This is a genomic window from Flagellimonas sp. L-11, assembly GCF_056857735.1.
On sequence record NZ_JBSXNR010000041.1, the window covers coordinates 39,498 to 60,600 of the forward strand.

16 protein-coding genes are annotated in these 21,103 nt (G+C 41.7%); 9 read left to right on the forward strand and 7 right to left on the reverse strand.

Features of this window, described 5'->3' with window-relative positions; all coding sequences use genetic code 11:
- Positions 1 to 86: 86 nt before the first annotated feature.
- Positions 87 to 1,607 carry a RagB/SusD family nutrient uptake outer membrane protein gene (locus tag AC13CC_RS06335; RefSeq protein WP_482877345.1) on the reverse strand — a complete coding sequence of 507 codons (1,521 nt, stop codon included), beginning with the start codon at positions 1,605 to 1,607 and terminating at the stop codon, positions 87 to 89.
- 12 nt (positions 1,608 to 1,619) lie between these two features.
- Entirely contained in the window at positions 1,620 to 4,706 is a 3,087-nt protein-coding gene (locus tag AC13CC_RS06340) for a SusC/RagA family TonB-linked outer membrane protein (protein ID WP_326277533.1), read from the reverse strand.
- A 357-nt stretch (positions 4,707 to 5,063) separates the two neighbouring features.
- Between AC13CC_RS06340 and AC13CC_RS06345 the strand changes: the two genes are divergently transcribed.
- From AC13CC_RS06345 to AC13CC_RS06360, 4 genes are read left to right on the forward strand one after another with little or no spacing between them, the layout of a single operon-like run.
- The gene (locus tag AC13CC_RS06345) at positions 5,064 to 6,083 is read left to right on the forward strand and encodes a LacI family DNA-binding transcriptional regulator (protein WP_326277534.1); all 1,020 of its coding nucleotides are present in this window, start codon (positions 5,064 to 5,066) and stop codon (positions 6,081 to 6,083) included.
- A 23-nt stretch (positions 6,084 to 6,106) separates the two neighbouring features.
- Positions 6,107 to 7,978 carry an alpha-amylase family glycosyl hydrolase gene (locus AC13CC_RS06350; RefSeq protein WP_482877346.1) on the forward strand — a complete coding sequence of 624 codons (1,872 nt, stop codon included), beginning with the start codon at positions 6,107 to 6,109 and terminating at the stop codon, positions 7,976 to 7,978.
- Positions 7,979 to 8,026: 48 nt separating this feature from the next.
- Positions 8,027 to 8,779, forward strand: a complete 753-nt coding sequence (locus AC13CC_RS06355; protein ID WP_482877348.1) for a glycerophosphodiester phosphodiesterase — start codon at positions 8,027 to 8,029, stop codon at positions 8,777 to 8,779.
- Positions 8,779 to 10,044, forward strand: a complete 1,266-nt coding sequence (locus AC13CC_RS06360) for a BaiN/RdsA family NAD(P)/FAD-dependent oxidoreductase (RefSeq protein WP_482877350.1) — start codon at positions 8,779 to 8,781, stop codon at positions 10,042 to 10,044. The genes AC13CC_RS06355 and AC13CC_RS06360 overlap by 1 nt, the downstream gene beginning before the upstream one ends.
- 5 nt (positions 10,045 to 10,049) lie before the next feature.
- On the opposite strand, the gene AC13CC_RS06365 is transcribed toward AC13CC_RS06360, so the two are convergent.
- Both AC13CC_RS06365 and glpK read right to left on the reverse strand, forming a co-directional pair.
- Complete coding sequence (locus tag AC13CC_RS06365; protein ID WP_326277539.1) at positions 10,050 to 10,778, reverse strand: MIP/aquaporin family protein; 729 nt, start codon at positions 10,776 to 10,778, stop codon at positions 10,050 to 10,052.
- A 35-nt stretch (positions 10,779 to 10,813) separates the two neighbouring features.
- Positions 10,814 to 12,310 carry a glycerol kinase GlpK gene (glpK, locus tag AC13CC_RS06370; protein WP_326277541.1) on the reverse strand — a complete coding sequence of 499 codons (1,497 nt, stop codon included), beginning with the start codon at positions 12,308 to 12,310 and terminating at the stop codon, positions 10,814 to 10,816.
- 60 nt (positions 12,311 to 12,370) lie between these two features.
- On the opposite strand from glpK, the gene AC13CC_RS06375 reads away from it, so the two are divergent.
- Positions 12,371 to 12,910 carry a DUF1697 domain-containing protein gene (locus tag AC13CC_RS06375; RefSeq protein ID WP_482877352.1) on the forward strand — a complete coding sequence of 180 codons (540 nt, stop codon included), beginning with the start codon at positions 12,371 to 12,373 and terminating at the stop codon, positions 12,908 to 12,910.
- Here the strand turns inward: AC13CC_RS06375 and AC13CC_RS06380 are convergent.
- A complete protein-coding gene (locus AC13CC_RS06380; RefSeq protein ID WP_482877354.1) occupies positions 12,907 to 13,383 on the reverse strand; it encodes a TspO/MBR family protein in 477 nt (158 codons plus the stop codon). The genes AC13CC_RS06375 and AC13CC_RS06380 overlap by 4 nt on opposite strands.
- A gap of 94 nt (positions 13,384 to 13,477) precedes the next feature.
- Between AC13CC_RS06380 and AC13CC_RS06385 the strand changes: the two genes are divergently transcribed.
- The 4 genes from AC13CC_RS06385 (at position 13,478) to AC13CC_RS06400 (ending at position 17,461) form a co-directional block, all read left to right on the forward strand.
- Positions 13,478 to 14,563 carry a diphosphomevalonate decarboxylase gene (locus AC13CC_RS06385; RefSeq protein WP_482877357.1) on the forward strand — a complete coding sequence of 362 codons (1,086 nt, stop codon included), beginning with the start codon at positions 13,478 to 13,480 and terminating at the stop codon, positions 14,561 to 14,563.
- A 140-nt stretch (positions 14,564 to 14,703) separates the two neighbouring features.
- Positions 14,704 to 15,642, forward strand: a complete 939-nt coding sequence (locus tag AC13CC_RS06390) for a mevalonate kinase family protein (RefSeq protein ID WP_482877359.1) — start codon at positions 14,704 to 14,706, stop codon at positions 15,640 to 15,642.
- A 10-nt stretch (positions 15,643 to 15,652) separates the two neighbouring features.
- Positions 15,653 to 16,558, forward strand: coding sequence for a geranylgeranylglycerol-phosphate geranylgeranyltransferase (locus tag AC13CC_RS06395; RefSeq protein WP_482877361.1), 906 nt, complete (start codon positions 15,653 to 15,655; stop codon positions 16,556 to 16,558).
- A 60-nt stretch (positions 16,559 to 16,618) separates the two neighbouring features.
- Positions 16,619 to 17,461, forward strand: a complete 843-nt coding sequence (locus AC13CC_RS06400) for a pseudouridine synthase (protein ID WP_326277550.1) — start codon at positions 16,619 to 16,621, stop codon at positions 17,459 to 17,461.
- A gap of 78 nt (positions 17,462 to 17,539) precedes the next feature.
- Here the strand turns inward: AC13CC_RS06400 and AC13CC_RS06405 are convergent, their stop codons facing one another.
- Both AC13CC_RS06405 and AC13CC_RS06410 read right to left on the reverse strand, forming a co-directional pair.
- A complete protein-coding gene (locus AC13CC_RS06405; RefSeq protein WP_326277551.1) occupies positions 17,540 to 19,729 on the reverse strand; it encodes a DUF5916 domain-containing protein in 2,190 nt (729 codons plus the stop codon).
- Positions 19,730 to 20,244: 515 nt separating this feature from the next.
- Positions 20,245 to 20,733 carry a hypothetical protein gene (locus AC13CC_RS06410; protein WP_482877363.1) on the reverse strand — a complete coding sequence of 163 codons (489 nt, stop codon included), beginning with the start codon at positions 20,731 to 20,733 and terminating at the stop codon, positions 20,245 to 20,247.
- Positions 20,734 to 21,103: the final 370 nt, after the last annotated feature.

The window sequence follows — 21,103 nt, forward strand, 5'->3', positions numbered from 1 at the left end:
ATTTGATTAATATATGTTGAGTTAAAAAGAAAAGACCACCGATCGGTGGTCTTTTCATATATAAAAACAGCTTAAACTTTGAATTATTAGTAGCCTGGGTTCTGAACCAAATTAGGGTTAGAAATAATTGCCGTAGCAGGAATAGGGAACAAGTTTTTAGTGTCATCCCCAGAAACCTCTTTGTAAGACCATGGAGCGGTAAACTGTCCAAAACGGATCAAGTCATTTCTTCTCCATTGCTCACCATATAATTCCCTTCCTCTCTCATCAATAAGGTCTTGCTCGGTAACACTTCCTAATGGAGAGGCTCCTCTTAGCGCTCTAAGTTCGTTAACCATTGCTGTGGGGTCTCCTCCACTTCTCAACATAGCCTCGGCTTTCATTAGGTATGCATCGGCATATCTAAATACAATCTTGTGGTTGGCAAAAGCACCATTGGCTGGGTTGTATTTAATTACTCGAATACCAGTTCTTTCGTTGTTGCCCAACAAACCAGGTAATTCTTTGGTAAATGCCAAGGGAGCCCCAGTTCTATCCTTGTATGGATTGCCGTTGGCATCGTACTGTTGTCCAATTAGGAAACCGTTACCAATACCAAAGTTGGTTCCATCAGTTGGGACAAAACCTCTTCTTTCTTCCTGACCTGATCCTGGGGTGTTCACATTTGGATCACCTTCGAACAAATCGTAAAATTCTGCAATCGTAGTAAATCCGTTCCATCCACCAGCTTGGTCTGGAACAATTTGGTTATAGTGCAAACCGTTCCAAATAACATTACCAACACTTGAAGTGGTAAAGAATATGGTTTCAGTATCCACATCATCGGTAAACAACTCAAAATAGCCTTCTTGCAAGGCAAAACCTTCAGCTGCGATATCATCTACCAAGTTAATTACTTGTTGCATATCGGAGGTTTCTGGGGTTCCGGTACCTGTAAAAATATGCTTGTTCAGGTAGAACTTGGCCAATAGCAGCATTCCAGCAGCTTTTGAAGCTCTGACCAAATCTTCACTTGGCCCTACAGATGGTAGGTCCGGAATGGCTTCGGTCAAATCTTTTACAGCAAAGTCGAAAGCTTCTGCCCGGGTCATAACCGTTGGGTTAACATCTGGGCCTTCATCCGGTGTTCTAAACGGCACCTGACCAAAAAGGTCTATCAGCCAAAACATGCTGTAAGCTCTTAAAAACTTGGCTTCTGCAGCTTGTTGAGGTGTTGGGTTACTTCTACTGTCAATAATGGTGGTAGCGTTATACACATTACTGTTTTGATCGTTCCAAGTATTTTTTACCCTTTGGTGTGTTGGACTCCAGGTATGGGAATGCAAAGTTCTCCAAACCCCGTTATCTCCCCAATCTGTACCACGGGTAGGGACTACAAACTCATCTGTACTTACTTCTGCAAGAGCATATAAATTTTCTTGGCTTTCGGTTTGTCCCCTCACTGCATTGTAAAGTGCAGTAAGGCTGGCACCAGCTTGGACTCCAGTAAATTCTCCACTCAAGTCGGTGAAGATGGAATCTGTCTGTTCAATTTCCAGATCTGTACAACCAAACATCGCCAATGCGATTGTCCAGATATAAATTTTATTTAGTTTGATAGCTTTCATAGAATAATTTTTTTAAAAAGTTGCACTAATACCTAATGTAACTGTTCTAGATCTTGGGAAAGCGGTATAATCGATTCCCAAAGATGGTATGTTGTTCAAAGATTTTGGTACGTTAACCTCTGGATCAAGACCTGAATAATCTGTAATGATAAACAAGTTTTGGCCAATCAAGGATAAACGCAAACTTTGTAAGGTTCCATCTCCGCTTAGTGGCACGTTGTAGCTTAACGAGGCATTTTGCAATCTTAAGAAGTCACCTTTTTCCAAAAACCTTGTTGAGACATCTGCAGCATTGGCGTTGGACTCACCGTTGGTAAGTACATCTTGCGTTACATTTTTACCTACACCGATAATACCGGCTGTAAAGTAAGCGTTTTGTGTGTTGTTGTACACATAGAAGCCGTACTGTCCGGCAAGGAATGCGTTGAAGTCCCAATTTTTATAGGAAGCACTTGTGCTGATACCCAAGTTAACTTTTGGCAACGCGCTTTTCCCAACAAACTCCTGTACATCCCCATTTGGATATATAGAGATTCCGTTTTCATCAAATCCACCAAACTCTCTTAAGTAATAAGAGAATAATGGTTGTCCACCGGCCAACAATTGAGCGAAAGCTCCGGTAAGTCCGTTACCGTTGATTTCACCTGTTTGAATTTGTCCGTCGAAATCCTCTACCATGTTATCGTTGTAGGCTACGTTGAACCCAAGGTTCCAATTGGCATCCTCCATTTGGATGATATCGTAGTTCATGGAAAGTTCAACACCTTGGTTTATTACTTTGGCATCTAAATTACCAAAGTAAAATGGTTGAGGTGAAGGCTGTGCCGCCTCTTGCTGAAGTAGCAAATCGTTTGTGGTTTTATGGTAAAAATCCAGTGTACCGGAAAACCTATTGTTGTTTATACCAAAATCAAGACCGATGTTGGCTTGTGCCGTCTCTTCCCATTTCAAATCATCATTTGTAAAGGATTGTATCGCAAGTCCCGGTGCATTGATATTCTGATTTTGATCGATGCCAATACCTGCAAATCGTTGCCTTACGGTAAAGTTACCATATCCCAAACCTTCTTGGTTACCTGTGATACCATAACCTAGACGAAGCTTAAGAGTAGAGAAAGTATCTCCAATAAAATCCTCTTCATTCAATTTCCACGCAAATGCACCTGAAGGGAAGTAACCATATTGATTATTTGGTCCAAATCTAGAAGAACCATCAACTCTCAATGTACCAGTAACAATATATTTGTTGGCAATGGAATATTCGGCTCTTCCAAAGAAAGACTGTAGCTCGTCGGTAGAATCAAAATAGTCTCCAGCAACGGCGCTAATAGGAACACCTGTGGGACTGGCCACATCAAAAGTTCCGGGTTCGTCAACAAACAAACGATTTACAAACGTTCCAGTGTTGTTGTAACCGAATTGTTGGTATCTGCCATCAAGTTGGCTTTCTATGGTCGAAGTGGCAGTCCCTAAATCGGAAATCATCGAGTTCAAATCAGATGATCCGAATCCCAATGCTGTTATATTTTTACCTGCTCTTTGGTAGCTCTGGAAAGAGTAACCAAGTAAGGCGGTCAACTTAGAATTGTCGAACTCCTTATTGTAACTAAGGGTAATATCTAAAAGTTTACCGGTTACCTCCACAGTACTTAGAGCACCTTGCCCTTGTCCAGGAGCGTTGCCAATACCGGTTGATAAAGCGGATTGAACCTGGTACTTTTCTGAACTTGAATCATCGTAGCCAACAGCAACTTTGGCCTTCAACTCATCGGTAAGACTGTATTCTGCGGAAACGTTCCCCAAAAATCTATCGGTGTGGGTCACATCATCGTAATAGTTCAGTAGTTGGAGTGGGTTGATTTCACTACCCCCGGTAGAAAAGCTTGTTCTTGCCGGCCAAGTAGGATTGGCAAAATAAGCAGCACCGAGCAAATCCCCTGTAGAACCTGAGTTGTTACTAATCGCTCCGCCATCATCGTTGATTCTTGAAGCGGTAAGGTTGGCATCAATCTTCAATTTGTTGTCAAAGAATCTTTGAGATGCATTGATCCTACCTGTTAACCTTTCTTGTGCATAGCCTTCTACTACACCAAACTGTTTTCCGTACCCAAAAGAAGCACGAATGTTTCCGCTCCCGTAATTTTTGGCATAGGAAAGGTTTTGGTTTTGTGAAGCCACGCTTCTAAGGATGAGGTTCTGCCAATCGGTGTTAGATCCAAAATCCAAAGCATTGGGATCCCCTCCATATTCTGGCAGTGCAGTCAAGAACTCGTTTCTGTCTAGAAGGTCAAAAGTTTTTGCGGGAGTTGAGTAGCTTAGGTTTGATGTAAACTCAAACCTTCCCTGTCCTGTTTTACCGCTTTTGGTGGTAATGATCACAACACCGTTCGCACCACGGGAACCATATATGGCCGTAGCCGATGCATCTTTTAGGATACTGATACTCTCAATGTCATTAGGGTTAAGGAAACTCAAAGGGTTTTTGGAGGAACTTGTTCCAGTACCTACATCAGCTCCACCTGCGGAAGTATCCTGCCCGGTAAGAGGCATGCCGTCCACAACAAAAAGGGGGTTGTTATTGGAACGAACAGAACTTGTACCTCGAATCCTAACATTGATACCTGCACCTGGCTCACCACTACTTTGGGTAATTTGTACACCGGCTGTTTTACCTTGGATCAACTGTTCCGGAGATGAAATAACCCCTTGGTTAAAATCTTCCGAGTTAACAACGGCAACTGCCCCTGTAGCATCATCTACGGTGGTTTGCCCGTAACCGATAATTACAACTTCATCCAAAGCTTGTGCGTCTTCTTCCAAGGTTACATTAATAGAGGATTGTCCATTAACTGCAATTTCTTGGGTCTTGTAACCAATGTAACTAAAAACCAATGTTGCGGCATCTTCAACATTGTTAAGGGTATAGTTGCCATCAAAATCGGTCTGCGTACCATTGGTAGTACCTTTTACCAATACGCTTGCCCCTGGCAACGGCCCATTCGCATCCGAAACAGTACCTGATACTGTCTGAGCTTTCGCCATCCCAAAGCATAAAAATGCCCCAAGCAACAAAAAGCTTCTTAGTAGCGTAATTTTCATAAATAATTAATTTAAGTTTAGTTAATTTTAATTCAAGTGTTAAACATATATAAAAAAAAGGTTAATCTAAATTTAACTATATTGCAAAACACGGCGAAAACGGTTTCGTGTTGATAACTTTAAGAAGTGTATTTTTTACAAAACTTAAACAGCTTACTTGCTTAAATCCTAAAAAGTGTGTTTATAATTACGGATTCCGCAATATTGCTACTAATATAACATTTTTATTCTTTGATTGGGGCAACTAATTCAAGAAGTGGTTTTTTAAGTGGTTGTTTTGTTTTTGTTAAAAAGTGTAATTTGGTCAGTTACTTGTTTTTATTTGAGTGTATCCCAAAAGCATAAATTATCTATCCCTTGAAATCAAAGATTACCTTAAAAGATATAGCCAGAGAACTCGAAGTATCCATATCAACGGTTTCCAAAGCACTTAAGAACAGTGAGGAAATAGGAAGGGATACCAAAGAAAAAATACAGGCCTTTGCAAAACTGTACAACTATAAGCCCAACAACATTGCAATAAGTTTAAAAAATAAGCGCACCAAAAATATTGGGGTTGTAATCCCTGATATTGTACATCATTTTTTTACAACGGTCATTCGGGGTATCGAGAAATATGCAAATGCCAGGGGATATAACGTTATTGTATGTCTTTCCGAAGAATCTTTCGATAAGGAGGTCATCAACATGGAAATGCTCGCCAATGGCAGTATTGATGGCTTTATAATGTCACTCTCTTCCGAAACACAAGAAAAAGGCGATTACAATCATTTAAAAGAAGTTACCGAGCAGGGCATCCCCGTAGTGCTTTTTGATAGGATTACCCAAGAGGTGGAATGTGATAAAGTAGTTATTGATGATGAGCTGGGTGCTTACCAAGCAACTAAAAAATTTATCGACCAAGGTAAAAAACGAATAGCCCTTATCACTACGGATGATTATTTGAGCGTTAGTAAAGCCCGCACCAAAGGGTATCTCAAAGCACTGAAGGAGAGTCCCCTTGGAATCGACGAATCCATGATATTGAAAATGCCCTCAATGGAAATGGACGAAGGGGCCATAAAAACCTTTTTGGACAATAAGGAACCGGATGCCGTTTTGTGCGTAAATGAAATCTTTGCAGTTTGTGGTATGCGATTTGTGCAGAAAAAGGGACTAAAGATACCAGAAGATATATCTTTTATAGGATTTACCGATGGGGTGCTGTCCAAATATGCCAACCCAAGCCTTACTGTTGTGGCACAACATGGGGAAAAAATGGGCGAAGAGGCCGCAAAAATGTTGATAGATAAAGTAGAGAGCGAAGCGGAGGAGGAAACCTATCAAACCAAAATCTTGGAACCCACCTTGGTGATCAGGGATTCCATTGCACATTGATTTAAGAATCCCTTCTTTGTGATATGAAAACAAACGGGATACTGACTTTTTTTATTGTATTCACCGTGTTATCTTCATGTAAGCAACAAACCAAACTAAAGTCGACCCCTCCACCAATGAAGAAGAAACAAGTAGTCTATCAGGTATTTACCCGTCTCTTCGGAAACACCAATGCTACCAACAAGCCTTGGGGTACCATCGAAGAAAATGGGGTGGGCAAGTTCGCCGATTTCTCGGACAAGGCTCTCCGCGAGATTAAAAATCTTGGCGTTACGCACATTTGGTACACAGGAGTGCCCCACCATGCCGTAATCAACGACTATACCGCCTACGGAATTTCGAATGACGACCCCGATATTGTCAAAGGAAGGGCGGGCTCTCCCTATGCCGTTAAGGATTACTACAATGTAAATCCCGACCTCGCCACAGACCCATCAAAACGATTGGAAGAATTCAAGGATTTGATTCAACGAACGCACCAAGCTGACCTAAAAGTAATCATCGACATTGTTCCCAATCACGTTGCCAGAAATTACAAAGGAATTACCAACCCCGAAGGAGTGGAGGATTTTGGAGCCTCCGATGATACATCCAAAGAATATGATGTAAACAACAATTTTTACTACATCCCCAATGAAGCATTTGGAGTGCCTCAATGGCAAGATGGATATTTGCCTTTGGGAGGAGATGAAAATAGGTTAGTGGACTCCAAGTTTGAAGAAGTTCCTGCAAAATGGACGGGCAACGGCTCCCGACTGGCACAACCTCATTTTAACGACTGGTACGAAACCGTAAAGATCAACTACGGAGTTCGTCCAGATGGAACCAAAGACTATGAAGAATTGCCCGAAGCATACCATCAAAAAAATTATAAAGCACATTACGAATTTTGGAAAGACAAGACCCTGCCGGATTCTTGGTACAAGTTTAAGAACATAGCCCAGTATTGGTTGGATTTTGGTGTGGATGGTTTCCGTTTTGATATGGCCGAAATGGTTCCGGTGGAGTTTTGGAGTTACCTCAATTCCAACATCAAAATGAAAAATCCAGATGCATTTTTATTGGCCGAAGTTTATAACACAAGTTTGTACCGCGATTATATTCACCAAGGTAAAATGGATTACCTCTACGATAAGGTAGAATTTTACGATAGCATCAAACATATAATGAAGGGCTACGGATGGACAGACCACATTCCTGTAGTGCAAAAAGGAATGGCCGATATAGAGCACCATATGCTACACTTTCTGGAAAACCACGATGAGCAGCGCATAGCCAGTCCCGATTTTGTGGGAAATGCCCAATTGGGAAAGCCGGCAATGGTAGTTTCCACTACCATAAGTACCTCGCCCACCATGATCTATTTTGGGCAAGAAGTTGGTGAGCCCGCAGAAGCAGATGCAGGCTTTGGCAGCCCAACACGAACTTCAATTTTCGATTATATCGGGGTGCCACACCATCAACGATGGGTCAACAACAAAAAATTCGATGGCGGTCAATTATCGGAAGAGGAGAAAAGTTTAAGGGATTTCTATAAACGACTTTTGAATTTCACTATAAATAGTGAAGCTTTGATGGGTGGGTATCAAGAGATTCATTTTTACAATAAGGACAACACGGAAGGATACGATCACAGAGTGCTTTCCTATGTGAGATGGTCCGCCGGGGAGAAGCTAATTATCCTATCCAATTTTGATGGACACAAACACTATTCCTTCGACTTTAAAGTTCCCGAAGATGTTATTGACAAATGGCAATTATCGGATGGGGAGTATCCATTGACGGAGGAGTTGTACGGAAAGGTTAAAAAGAAGATGTACGTTAACAATGGACAAGGCCAGATACACTTGGAATTAGAACCGCTTCAATCCTATATCTTTAAGGTGGTAAATTGATGTTTTTCGTTTGCAAATCGTATTTTTAACCATCAAAACCAACCCAAAATGAAGAAAAACTTACTTGTAGCTCTTACAGCTGCCCTGCTTTTAACCAGTTGCGAAATGACAAAATCAAAACCATTGGTGATAGGCCACCGAGGAGCCATGGGCCACGAGACCGAAAATACTTTGGCATCGGTTCAAAAAGCGATGGATCTTGGCGTTGATATGATAGAAATTGACGTGTTTAAAATTGATAGCGGAGAAATCGTTGTTTTTCATGATGAAACGGTGGATAGACTGGCCAATTCCGGCGGAAATATTGAAGAATACAATATTGTTCAACTAAGGCAACTCACTTTGGATGGTGGACACAAAATCCCAATGCTCCAGGATGTGTTAAAGCTTATGAACAACCAGGTTGCTCTAAATATCGAGCTTAAAGGTGCCGGAACAGCCGATAGGGTCAATCATATTGTCAACTATTATATCGAAAAGGAAGGGTGGAGCCCCGAAAACTTTGTAATTTCAAGTTTCAAATGGGATGAGCTCAAAGCCATGAGAGCGAAAAACAAGGATATAAAAATTGCGGTTTTAACTTCCGAAGATCCACTCGAAGCAATTGAAGTGGCCAAAGAACTAAAAGCAGTTGCAATAAACCCAAACTATAAAACGCTTACCCAAGAAAACACGGCAAAAATCCAAGCTGAGGGATTAAAAGTCTATACATGGACGGTAAACGAACCCGAGGATATTCAAAAAATGACCGAGTTCGGGGTCGATGGCATCATTACCAATTATCCGGAACGTGTGAATTAATGTTCGACGTTATAATAGTAGGAGGTGGTGCAGCTGGATTTTATGCAGCTATTCAAATAGCGGAATTGTCGCCTCAACTTAATATTGCCATTTTTGAAAGGGGCAAAACCGTACTTTCCAAAGTAAAGGTTTCGGGTGGCGGACGTTGTAATGTAACCCATGGTGAATTTTCACCTAAAGAGTTGACAACGAACTATCCAAGAGGGGAAAAGGAACTTTTGGGCCCTTTCCACAAATATGCCCCAATGGACGTCATGGCTTTTTTTGAGGAAAGAGGCGTACCGCTTAAAATTGAAGATGATGGTCGCGTGTTCCCAAAAAGCGATTCTTCTCAAAGTATAATAGACTGTCTGGTCGGCGAGGCAGACCGATTGGGTGTACAGGTTTTGAAAAACAGCGCCGTAAGGGCAATAAGCAAAACCGGGGAAGGCTGGCAAGTAACTACCATGAACAAATATTATCAAACCAAAAAACTAATGCTTGCCACGGGCAGTAACCCCAAAATTTGGAAACAACTGGAAAATTTGGGGCATCATATTGTTTCGCCCGTGCCCTCTCTCTTCACATTTAATATCAACGATGAAAGGCTTAAGGGCATCCAAGGAATAAGCACCTATGCCACTGTTGAGGTAATGTCAAAGAAAACCTTTAATACGGACAAAAAAACGTTGAACCTAAAAAGTAAGATTAAGGAAGATGCCCTGCTTTATGCCGATGGCCAACTTTTGATAACCCATTGGGGTTTGAGCGGCCCCGCCATTTTGAAGCTCTCAGCCTGGGGCGCCAACCTTCTGCACGATTACAATTATTCTTTTAGAATAAAGGTAAACTGGTTGTCCGATTATAGCACAGATTCCATGGAGGCCTACCTTAAGGAATTGAAAGGCGTTGAAGCTAAAAAAACCGTGATGCGTACCAATGTAACTGAACTTCCAAAACGGTTGTGGAAACGTTTGGTGGATGCAGCGAACATAGCGCCCGAGGAACGCTGGGCAGACATCACTAAAGAACAATTGCAAGCATTGGCGGAGCAATTAACAGCTTCGTCATTTAAAGTAGGAGGCAAAAGCACCTTTAAAGAAGAGTTTGTTACCGCTGGTGGGGTGGATTTAAAGGAAATCAATTTTAAGACATTTGAAAGCAAATTACATCCCAACCTGTATTTTGCAGGCGAAATCATTAATGTGGATGCCATCACGGGCGGATTTAATTTTCAAAATGCATGGACAGGGGCGTTCATTGCCGCCCAAGCCATTGTTTCCTAAAGGAACTATTGTAAGGCAATAGCAATCCAAGCCGCTATGGCAGCTCCCAAAATAGGTCCAATTACAGGAACCCAAGCATAGTTCCATCCATTATGCCCCTTATTTTTTAAAGGCAATAGTGCATGAACAATACGAGGCCCCAAATCCCTGGCAGGATTTATGGCATAGCCTGTGGTACCGCCCAAGGATAAACCTATGCCCCAAACAATTAAAGCCACGGGTAAGGCTCCCAATGAACCCAGGCCAATAATTACATTGTCCGTGGATAGCACCGCATCGGTAAAATAAAGCACGGAGAAAACCAATACAAAAGTGCCCAAAACCTCCGAAAAAAGGTTTGTAAATGTATTGGGTATGGCGGGAGCTGTACAAAAGACACCTCGTTTGGTGCCCCCATCCTCGGTGGCATCAAAATGATCTTTGTTTACCAGCCATACGCAAAACGCTGCGAACATCGCACCTATAAACTGGGCCAAAACATAGCTTGGGACTTCGCTCCAAGGAAATTCACCAGCCACAGCCAACCCAATACTTACTGCGGGATTGATATGCGCACCGCTGTGCGGCCCAGCGACCACAACGCCGGTATAAACTGCAAAAGCCCATCCAGTTGAGATTACAATCCAGCCAGAACCATTACCGTAGGTTTTTTGCAGGGATACGTTGGCATTTACGCCACATCCGAGTACCATCAACAAAAAAGTACCTACAATTTCAGAAACAAATGGAGTCATATAAGGGAATGTTAGTGTTTGTGTTATTTGAAAAATTAAAGGTTCTCCGTCCAAAATTTCAGTGCCTTAATGGCCTTGTACCACCGTTTTATGCCTTCTTCAATGGTGTTGCGTTCTTTGGTTGGGTTAAAATGCACATCGGTCTGCCAAATATCTTGGATTTCCTCTGGACTTTCCCAATAACCTACGGCCAAACCAGCTAAATATGCGGCACCCATCACTGTGGTTTCCACAATCTTGGGCCTTACGGTAACGGTGTTCAATACATCGGCCTGAAACTGCATCAGCATATCATTTACGGTTGCTCCGCCATCAACCCGCAATTCTTTTATGGAAATTCCCGAATCGGCTTCCATGGCTTTTAGAATATCCATGGTTTGATAAGCAATGGATTCCAGAGCGGCACGCGCAATATGTGCATCGGTACTTCCACGAGTGAGTCCAAAAATGGTTCCTTGGGCCTTTTGGTTCCAATGTGGGGCGCCCAGACCGGCAAAAGCGGGAACAAAAACCACTCCGTCCGAACTATCCACCGAACTGGCCAGTTTTTCCACTTCCGAAGATGTTTTTATAATATGTAAGCTATCACGAAGCCATTGCACCACCGCACCAGCAATAAAAATGCTTCCTTCGAGTGCGTAATGAGTTTTTCCGTTGATTTTCCAAGCTACCGTGGTAAGGAGGTTATTTTCGGAAACTATCGGTTTTTCGCCAATGTTCATCAACATAAAACACCCTGTGCCGTAAGTGTTTTTTACCATGCCCTTTTTGGTACACATTTGACCGAACAAAGCAGCCTGCTGGTCACCGGCAATTCCTGCAATCGGGATTGGGGTGGCGAATAAATTGGGAGTGGTGTGTCCATAGACTTCACTGGACTGTTTCACTTCGGGAAGCATGCTCTTGGGAATGGTCAACAGTTCCAAAAGCTCATCATCCCAATCCATGGTATTGATATTGAACAGCATGGAGCGGCAGGCGTTGGTCACATCGGTAACATGAAGCCCTCCATCCGTCATTTTCCAAATAAGCCATGAATCAATGGTTCCGAGCACCAAATCACCGGCCTCTGCTTTTTCCCTGGCACCTTCCACATTATCCAGAATCCATTTCACCTTGGTGCCCGAAAAATAAGCATCAATCACCAATCCGGTTTTTTTACGGATCATATCGGATTTTCCTTCTTTCTTTAGTAGGTCGCAATAATCCGCTGTACGCTTGTCTTGCCAAACAATGGCATTGTAAATGGGCTCGCTAGTGTTTTTGTCCCAAACCACAACGGTTTCCCGCTGATTGGTAATGCCAATGGCTGCCATTTGGGATGCTTTGAGTCCTTTTTTGCTTACAGCTTCTGCGGCCATTCCCGCTTGGGTGGACCAAATTTCATCGGGATCGTGCTCTACCCAGCCTGGTTTAGGGAATATTTGTGTGAATTCTTTCTGTGCTATGGAAATAATGGTTCCCTTTTTGTCGAAGACCACGGCACGGGAACTAGTGGTGCCTTGGTCCAAAGCAAGGATATATTGATTCATTTTGTTAATTTATGTGCGTTTCAATTTACTAAAATAAATTTGAGTTCTGAATCGATTATTATGGGCAATACATTTATAGGGCTACTTAGGGGAATCAATGTTAGCGGCCAAAAGAAGATTAAAATGACGGAGTTGTTTAGTATTTTGGAAGCTACTGGGCTAAAAAACGTAAAAACATACATCCAAAGTGGGAACATTGTTTTTGAAAGTGACGAAGCTGACCGAGAAAAACTTCAGGAGGTCGTAACCCATGCAATCCATCAGCGTTTTGGGTTTGATGTACCAACCTTGGTGATTAAAAAAGAAGATGTGAAAGCCATTTTGGAGGCCAATCCTTTTGCAAAGGAAAGTGAAGAAAATAAACTGTACTACGTTTTGCTCAAAACTCCTTCAAAAGAGGAATTGGTCAATCAGTTCAATCAACTTCATTTTGAACATGAGGGATACCAAATTACGAACCAATGTGTGTATTTACTATGTAAAAATGGGTACGGTAGGGCAAAACTCAATAACAACCTTATTGAAAATAAGTTAAAAGTAGAGGCTACTACCCGTAACCATAAAACCATGTTGAAGCTTTTGGAAATGGCTTCGGGTTAAGGGTTAAGCTCCCAAATTTTATAGTTCAGAGCAGCGGCAAAGGCCACCCACAGCACATAGGGAATCATTAAAAGTGCGGCAGGTTTGCTAATGACCTTGAACCATTTTATGGTGAGTATGATCACTGTTAGCAAAGCCAAAATAACCACCATGCCCGCAAGCGGATTTTTTAATCCGAAGAAAACAATGCTCCACAGCGCATTGAGCAACAACTGAAAAGCAAAGTGGTACAGGGCGGTCTTTACCCAAATATGGTGGTAGCCTTTGGACCAAACAATACCTGCGGCAATTCCCATCATAATGTATAGGGCAGTCCAAACAGGAGCAAAAAGCCAGTTTGGAGGTGTATAGAATGGCTTGTTGAGGCTAAGATACCAGTCGTTTACCGAACTTTGGGTGGCTATGCTGGAAAGGAATCCTATGGCAAGGCAAATCAAAACACAGATGGTTATGTAAACAATTCTTTTTTTCATGGTCGGTGCAACTCCAACGAAAATAAGAATTTATTTCAATCCGATGCCCAGTACGCTTCCCCCTGCTTATATTTGTCCAAAATACCCATTCCAAATGACGGAAAAAGATTTTTTGCCAGGGGTCTATCAAAAATTACCTGATAACGGCAAAGTAACTTGGAAAGCGCCCAGCAATATTGCTTTGGTAAAATATTGGGGAAAAAAACCCGTTCAGATTCCCGCAAACCCATCCATCAGCTTCACGTTGGACACCTGTGCCACAACAACTTCCGTTTTGTTTGAGAAGAAGGATAACAATGAAACGCTTTCTTTTGATTTACTGTTCGAAGGAAAGCCCAAGGACGATTTTAAACCAAAGATTCAGGCTTTTTTGGAGCGTGTTGAGACGTATCTACCTTTTTTGAAGGAATACCATTTTACGATTGAAACCTCAAATTCTTTTCCACATAGCAGTGGGATTGCATCATCGGCCAGTGGAATGGCGGCCCTTTCCCTTTGTTTGATGGATATTGAAAAAGAACTGGATCCGTCTTTGGATGAGGATTTGTTCAATTCAAAAGCATCGTATTTGGCACGATTGGGTTCGGGAAGTGCCTGTCGCAGCGTAAAAGGCAGCTTGGTACAATGGGGAAGGCATGCAAACATACCTCAAAGCTCCGATTTGTACGGCATTGAATATCCCTTTGAGGTCGCCCCGGTTTTTAAGAGCTATTGCGATACAATTTTGCTGGTGCACAAAGGACAAAAACAAGTCAGCAGTACCGTTGGGCACCAATTAATGCATGGACACCCATATGCCGAAGACCGATTTGAACAGGCATTTTCCAATTTAGACAAGCTAAAGCCTATTTTGGCCAATGGTGATTTGGAAGAATTCATTAAAATGGTGGAAAGTGAGGCATTGACCTTGCACGCCATGATGATGACGAGTATGCCCTATTTTATGCTGATGAAACCCGATACGCTGAAAATCATCAACAAAATTTGGCAGTACCGCGAAGCAACCAAAACACCGGTTTGCTTTACGCTGGATGCTGGGGCCAATGTGCATTTGTTGTATCCATCTTCCGACAAGGAGAAAGTACTGATTTTTATCAAACATGAATTGGTGGGACATTGTGAGAATGGTCAATACATTCACGATCAAGTAGGGTCGGGAGCCATCAAAATAAACGACTAAAAATGAACAGCTAAGCTGTTTTTTTACGTTATTTGCCATGATTTTTGACCGTGGAAGCAGTTTTTTATAGATAAAACCAACTTGTTTACCGAATTTTATCAAACATTGAACAAAATTTGTTTGTATCTTAGTAGTATAATATGAAAGGTCCATTATTTTATTCGAAGATTTTATTGTTCGGGGAGTACGGCATTATTAAAGACTCCAAAGGACTGTCAATACCCTATAATTTTTTCAAAGGGGCATTGAAAAGTGACAAGAACGATTCCGAAATGGCCCTAAAATCCAATAAAAGCCTAATGGCTTTTGCCGAATATTTAAAAAATATTGAGACTGAAGAGCCTGGCTTGGTTTCTTTTGATATCGAAGCTTTGGAAAAAGATGTGGCCGATGGAATGTACTTTGACAGCTCTATTCCGCAAGGCTATGGAATTGGTAGTAGTGGTGCTTTGGTCGCTGCTATTTATGACCGCTATGCCACAAACAAAATTACGGTTTTGGAGAACTTGACCCGTGAAAAATTACTTCAGCTGAAGAAGATTTTCGGGAAAATGGAATCTTTCTTCCACGGTAAATCTTCCGGATTGGACCCATTGAACAGTTATTTGAGTCTTCCCATATTGATTAATTCCAAGGACAATATCGAATCCACCAGTATTCCTTCACAAAATACCGAAGGAAAAGGAGCAGTATTTTTATTGGATAGCGGAATGACTGGGGAAACGGCACCTATGGTGCAATTGTTCATGGAAAACATGAAGCAGGAAGGTTTCCGTAACATGATAAAAAATCAATTTGTAAAACACACCGATGCCTGTGTGGAAGATTTTTTAAACGGCAACGTAAAATCGTTGTTCGGAAATCTAAAACAATTGTCGCACGTTGTTTTTGACCATTTTAAACCGATGATTCCATCCAAATTTCACCAACTTTGGCAAAAGGGGATCGAAACCAACGATTACTACCTTAAACTTTGTGGATCGGGTGGCGGCGGTTATATTTTAGGCTTTACCCAAGACTTGGAAAAAGCCAAAAAAGCACTCAAAGGCCATGATTTGGAAGTAGTGTACAACTTCTAAAAGCAAATACATGCTCAGTAGAAAAAACAAACTCTTGCTTTTTAAGCTGTTGAGTCTGTTTTCAGTGGTCAGGGGTTATAACATCCTGATCATTACCTTGGCGCAATACTTGGCCTCCATTTACATTTTGGCTCCCAATATACCTCTGCGCAAAGTGGTTTTGGACTTAAATCTGTTTTTGATCGTTACCGCTTCGGCACTTACGATTGCCAGCGGATATATCATCAATAACTTTTACGATGCCGAAAAGGATCTCATCAACAAGCCCACCAAAAGTATGTTGGATCGTTTAGTGAGCCAGCGTTTTAAATTGACCACCTATTTTATCCTTAACTTTTTGGCCGTTTTTGCAGCGAGCTATATCTCGTTTAAGGCAGTCCTGTTTTTTTCTGCCTATATTTTTGGTATTTGGATCTATTCGCACAAACTAAAGCGTATCCCTTTTTTGGGGAATTTAGTGTCCTCTACCTTGGCCATTGCCCCTTTTTTTGTGGTATTTGTGTACTATCACAACTTTCAAACGGTGATTTTTGTGCACGCCGTTTTCTTGTTTCTGTTGATTTTGGCCCGCGAAATGATCAAAGATTTGGAGAATATGGCCGGGGATATGGCCCAGAACTACAAGACCATCCCCATTATTTATGGTCAAAACGTATCAAAAACCATCATATCCTTGCTCATTGTCCTTACCCTGTTTCCTGCCCTTTTGCTTATCAAGGCCTTTGATGTAGGGTATATGTACTTATACTTTATGGCCTGCATCGCTTTTTTGATTTTGTTTTTGTTCTTGCTGTGGAGGGCCAATGGGAAAAAGCACTACGTTTGGCTGCACAATATCATCAAATTTATCATTGTTGTTGGCGTTTTCAGTATCCTTTTAATTGATGTGGATGTAGTGCTGAACCGAATTTTGTAATTCTTTGTTCTTTAGGATTTTTGGAACTTAAAAAGAGTACATTTGCAAAAAATTAGACTGATGGCGAAATCAGACAACAACAAAGGCAGAAGACCTTCCAAAAACTTCAAGGGCGGGGACAGAAAGAAGCCGTTTGATAAAAAATTTTCCTCAAAACCAAGGCAGAGCGCCCCAAGAAAACCATCCAATCCCGATGAAATTCGCTTGAACCGCTACATTGCCAATGCCGGCATTTGTTCCCGAAGGGAAGCTGACACCTACATTGCCGCAGGGAATGTTACGGTAAATGGAAAAACCGTGACCGAAATGGGTTTTAAGGTAAAACGTTCCGATGATGTGCGTTTTGATGGTAAACGGCTCAGCTTGGAAAAGAAGGAGTACATTTTGCTGAACAAACCCAAGAACTTTATCACCACTACAAGTGATGAAAAGGGACGTCGTACCGTAATGGAGTTGATTTCGAGTGCCTCAAACAATCGTTTGTTGCCCGTGGGCCGTTTGGATAGAAATACTACTGGACTTTTACTGTTCACCAATGACGGTGACCTCACCAAAAAATTGACCCATCCCAAGCATAACGTGCGCAAAATCTACCATGTGCATTTGGACAATAATCTAAGTTTGGCCGATCTCCACAAAATTGAAGCTGGTCTTGAACTGGAAGATGGCCCAATTACTGTGGATAGTGTAAGTTACATTCAAGGAGCACCAAAACGGGAGGTAGGGATAGAGATTCACAGTGGGCGTAACCGCATTGTGCGCCGTATTTTTGAGCATTTGGGGTACAATGTTACCAAATTGGACCGCGTCATTTTTGCTGGACTTACCAAAAAGGATTTACCACGAGGCCATTGGCGACACTTGACCGAGCAGGAGGTGATCAATTTGAGGAATATAAAGTGATCCCTTTAGGGATTGTTTATTGGATGTCAGAGGGCACGAGTGTGACACTCGCCAACAAGGGGAATTGACGGATTGAAATCATCGATTAAACCAATACGTAAACTTGAGCGTCAACGACCATAAATTACCTTCCAGTGGGGATAGTTGTTCGTTGTTGTTAAATACCAAGAACAGGTCGGAGGCTGGGGCGTAGCGCCATTGCAATCTGGAGTTGATGCCGAAATTTTTGTTTTGTTCATTGTACTGGAACAGCGTATTCCAAAACAGTTTATTGGTAAAGGTAATGTCGGCCTCGGTGCCCACTAGCCAAAAATCGGTAGTGTACCAAGGCTCGGGCAAATCCAAATTATTGTAGCTAAGTCTAGCACCCAAGCTCACATACGGTTGAAAACGATAGCCCAATTCCGCGTTTATATTGGTGCGGTAACCTCCCGAAAAATAGCGGCCCAATCGCGTGGTCATATTGTAGGTAAACAAGCTTTTAGGTCGTGAATTATATGAAATATAAACCCCGTTCCAGTGGTGTTGCGTACCGGCTGCCAACTCCTCTTTGTCGGTATTGGTGGGGTCAAAAGGAGCCAAAAGCTGTACGTATTCGTTAAACACATCTACCCCTAAAGAGCTACGGTCCAAAAAGTTTACTGCGTACCCTAGAATGGATACATAATCCGTAGACTTCATGCTTGGGTTGAAATAATAAAACCCTGTGTACTGCGGACCATGGCTCACTACTTTATCGCTTGCGGGCAAAAACAGATACCCTACGGAACCTTCCAGCTTGATATAATTGTTTCGCGGTACAAAACCTACTTCGGAGGTAAAATTTGGGGAAATATACTCCTGTTGCACGCGCCAGTTCCAATTTCGGCTGCTGTATTCCAAATGTGCGCCTTGTGCCAAACCGTTATAAGAGGAATCTGGTCCAAAGGATTTGAGCATAAATACCTTTCCGTTGTACTTGTTATCGGCAGATGCCAAGTTGTACTCCAACCCTAAATTTCGGTTGAATTTGGTGTATTCGGTTTTTAGGCTGTCGGCCATAGCTTCGTAGTCCAAGGATTCCTTGTTTACGAACATCAAACCAATATTGGATCGAGAAAAGACCTTTTGTTGCAACGAAAGCACTGCAAAGTTTTGACTGGGCAGCCCTGTTTCGTCCATTTTGTCGGTTTGCATGTCCATTAAGCCCAAACGGAGGTTTCTATTAAGGTTTCCACTTACCCGAGCACCTGCAATAATGGGGACGCCCAGTCCTATCCTACGTGAAAAGAAAGGACGAATCTCATCGTACCCGAAACTGGCAAAGAGGTCGGCATTTTCAAGGAAAAACTGGCGTCTTTCCGGGAAAAAGAGCTCAAATCGGGTCAAATTGGCCACTTGGCGGTCTGCTTCTACCTGCGAAAAATCCGGGTTGATGGTCAAATCTAAATTCAAGGATGAGGTAAGCCCCAGTTTTAGATCGCCACCTACCTTAAATTCATTGTCGTAATCGATATCGTCAATGCTGGAATTGCCCACTGTGCCCAGAACATAAGGAATAAGGGAATAATTGAGCCCCTGCTTTGGCGGTGGATTGTCCCACACCATGGTGCCGGTATAGGCCAAAGAAGCGGTGGGAAACTGTCTTGGAATAGGGGTCCAACTCGATTTTTCGTTGGTACTGAGGTCCAATCTCGAAAAATTAACACCCCATTCCGTCACGTCTTTTTCGTATCTAATGGATTTAAAGGGAATAGCCATTTCCACCACCCATTTGTCTTCATAACTCTGTACTTCGGACACCCATTTACTGTCCCAATTAAGGTCTATGCTGCCTCCATTGGACATGGTGCCGTCCCACTGCGCTCCATAGGCGTTTGCACCAAAGCTAAACCCCGTGGTCTGGTTGTTGAACGGGTCCATGAACAATAGAAAATTATCGTTGCCCCCAAAGGAGAAGTCCCTACGGAGCGATTCCACCACATAGGTATTGCCCGGCGTTTTAAAAAAAGTGGCCAAGAGGTAGAGTTGTTTATCGTCATAGGCCATTTTTACCTCGGATGGCTGTGTGGCCTTGCGATCGTCCATGGGCAATACCATAAAAAAGTCCTTGGCAGTTTCTGCCTTTTGCCATGTGGCCTCGTCACCGATACCATCTATGGTAAAGGTTTCATTGGTTTTAAATAGGTGGATTTTGTAATCGGCATTCTTCTTTTGGGCTAATGAAAGCGTACAAAAGAGCATGGCAAAAGCCACGAGAACGGGGGTGGAAAAGTGTCGGTTGATCATTGTTTGTTTAGTGAGACAAAAGTAATAATTTACTTTGATTTTTAGCATTGCATTAAAACAGAGGTGCCTGTATTGTTGAAAATTATAATATTGTCAAGTAAACTTTCATAAAGTGCGTAAATAATCTATACTTTGGAAAGTCTCCCATGCATAACACATTTGTAAACAAACTATAAAAGTGAAATTATACAAAGGAATCGAAATTGTATTTATTATTCAAAGCATATAAATCTTGACAATCTTGATCAATACTGTACAATTTATTCAAATAATATATGTAGGAACCCTTTAGGGATGAGTTGTTGACACTGTTTTTGTTGGATACTTTTCCAACCCTTTTGTCCAAGAATGTAATCTATCATAAAGTTGGAACAGAGTGAACTTTAAAAAGTTATTGTCCTTTGGATTTTCCTCTGCTTTTTAATTTAGAAATCCAAGCGCCCGGTATAGATTCCACCTTCGGTATAACTTCTGTTTAAAGTGACGTTATTGCTTTCAATACAATACTCATCGATTCAATGTGTATTTCCATCTCCATTGGAAAAGACGAAAAATTGGCAATCCTCCATAAAAGGAGCTAACTCCACCACACTATAGTATATATTTTCCAGAGCAATGTATATAACATCAGAAAGCATTTCAAATACCAAAAACGTATCGTCATCTTCAAAGAAATCAAGATCCCAGTATTTGTTATCCCGTATATTTTTTTGCTTAAAAAAGTGAATGATTTGGATGTACTTTGGCAGGTTGTCAATAACTGTTTTTGCTTCAACAGTATTTTTGATTTTAATTACCAGCCTGTTATGTAATGGTTCCCTAAACAGGTGTACTTGATTAAAACATAGCCGATAAGGTCCAAAATGCGGACTCCTCTTATTTTTTTCCAAACCAGTATCACTGCCTAAATAGGGTTCATTTTTTAATGTATGGTCAAAAAAATTGGTGAATGCTTGTTCAGCAAAGGGAAGTTCGAGAAATTTAATGTTTAGATCAAGGCACAATTGACCAATGGCCCTTTTGGATTGATGGATTTAGTCAAAATTAAAAAAAGTAAGCTGTAATTTAAAAATTAAGGACTTTTTGCGTCCCCTCGCCGGCGCAAGCATCATGATTGTGCCTATGCTGAAATACGCTGAGTGCAATTTTGTTTGACTTAAATTCTAGTTGAAAGTTGATGGGTTGATAATTCAGCCCAATTTATGTCAAAACTTTTCTGTTTTCATCCATTTTTCGGCACGTTCAGAAGTAGTGTAATTATTTGATTATCAGATAATTAATTCGTATATTTAGGTATGACAAAACCCCGAAAATGAGTCTTCAGCTCGAAAAACGGGGTTTTTTTAATCTTCAATTATGCACAAATTACGAAGA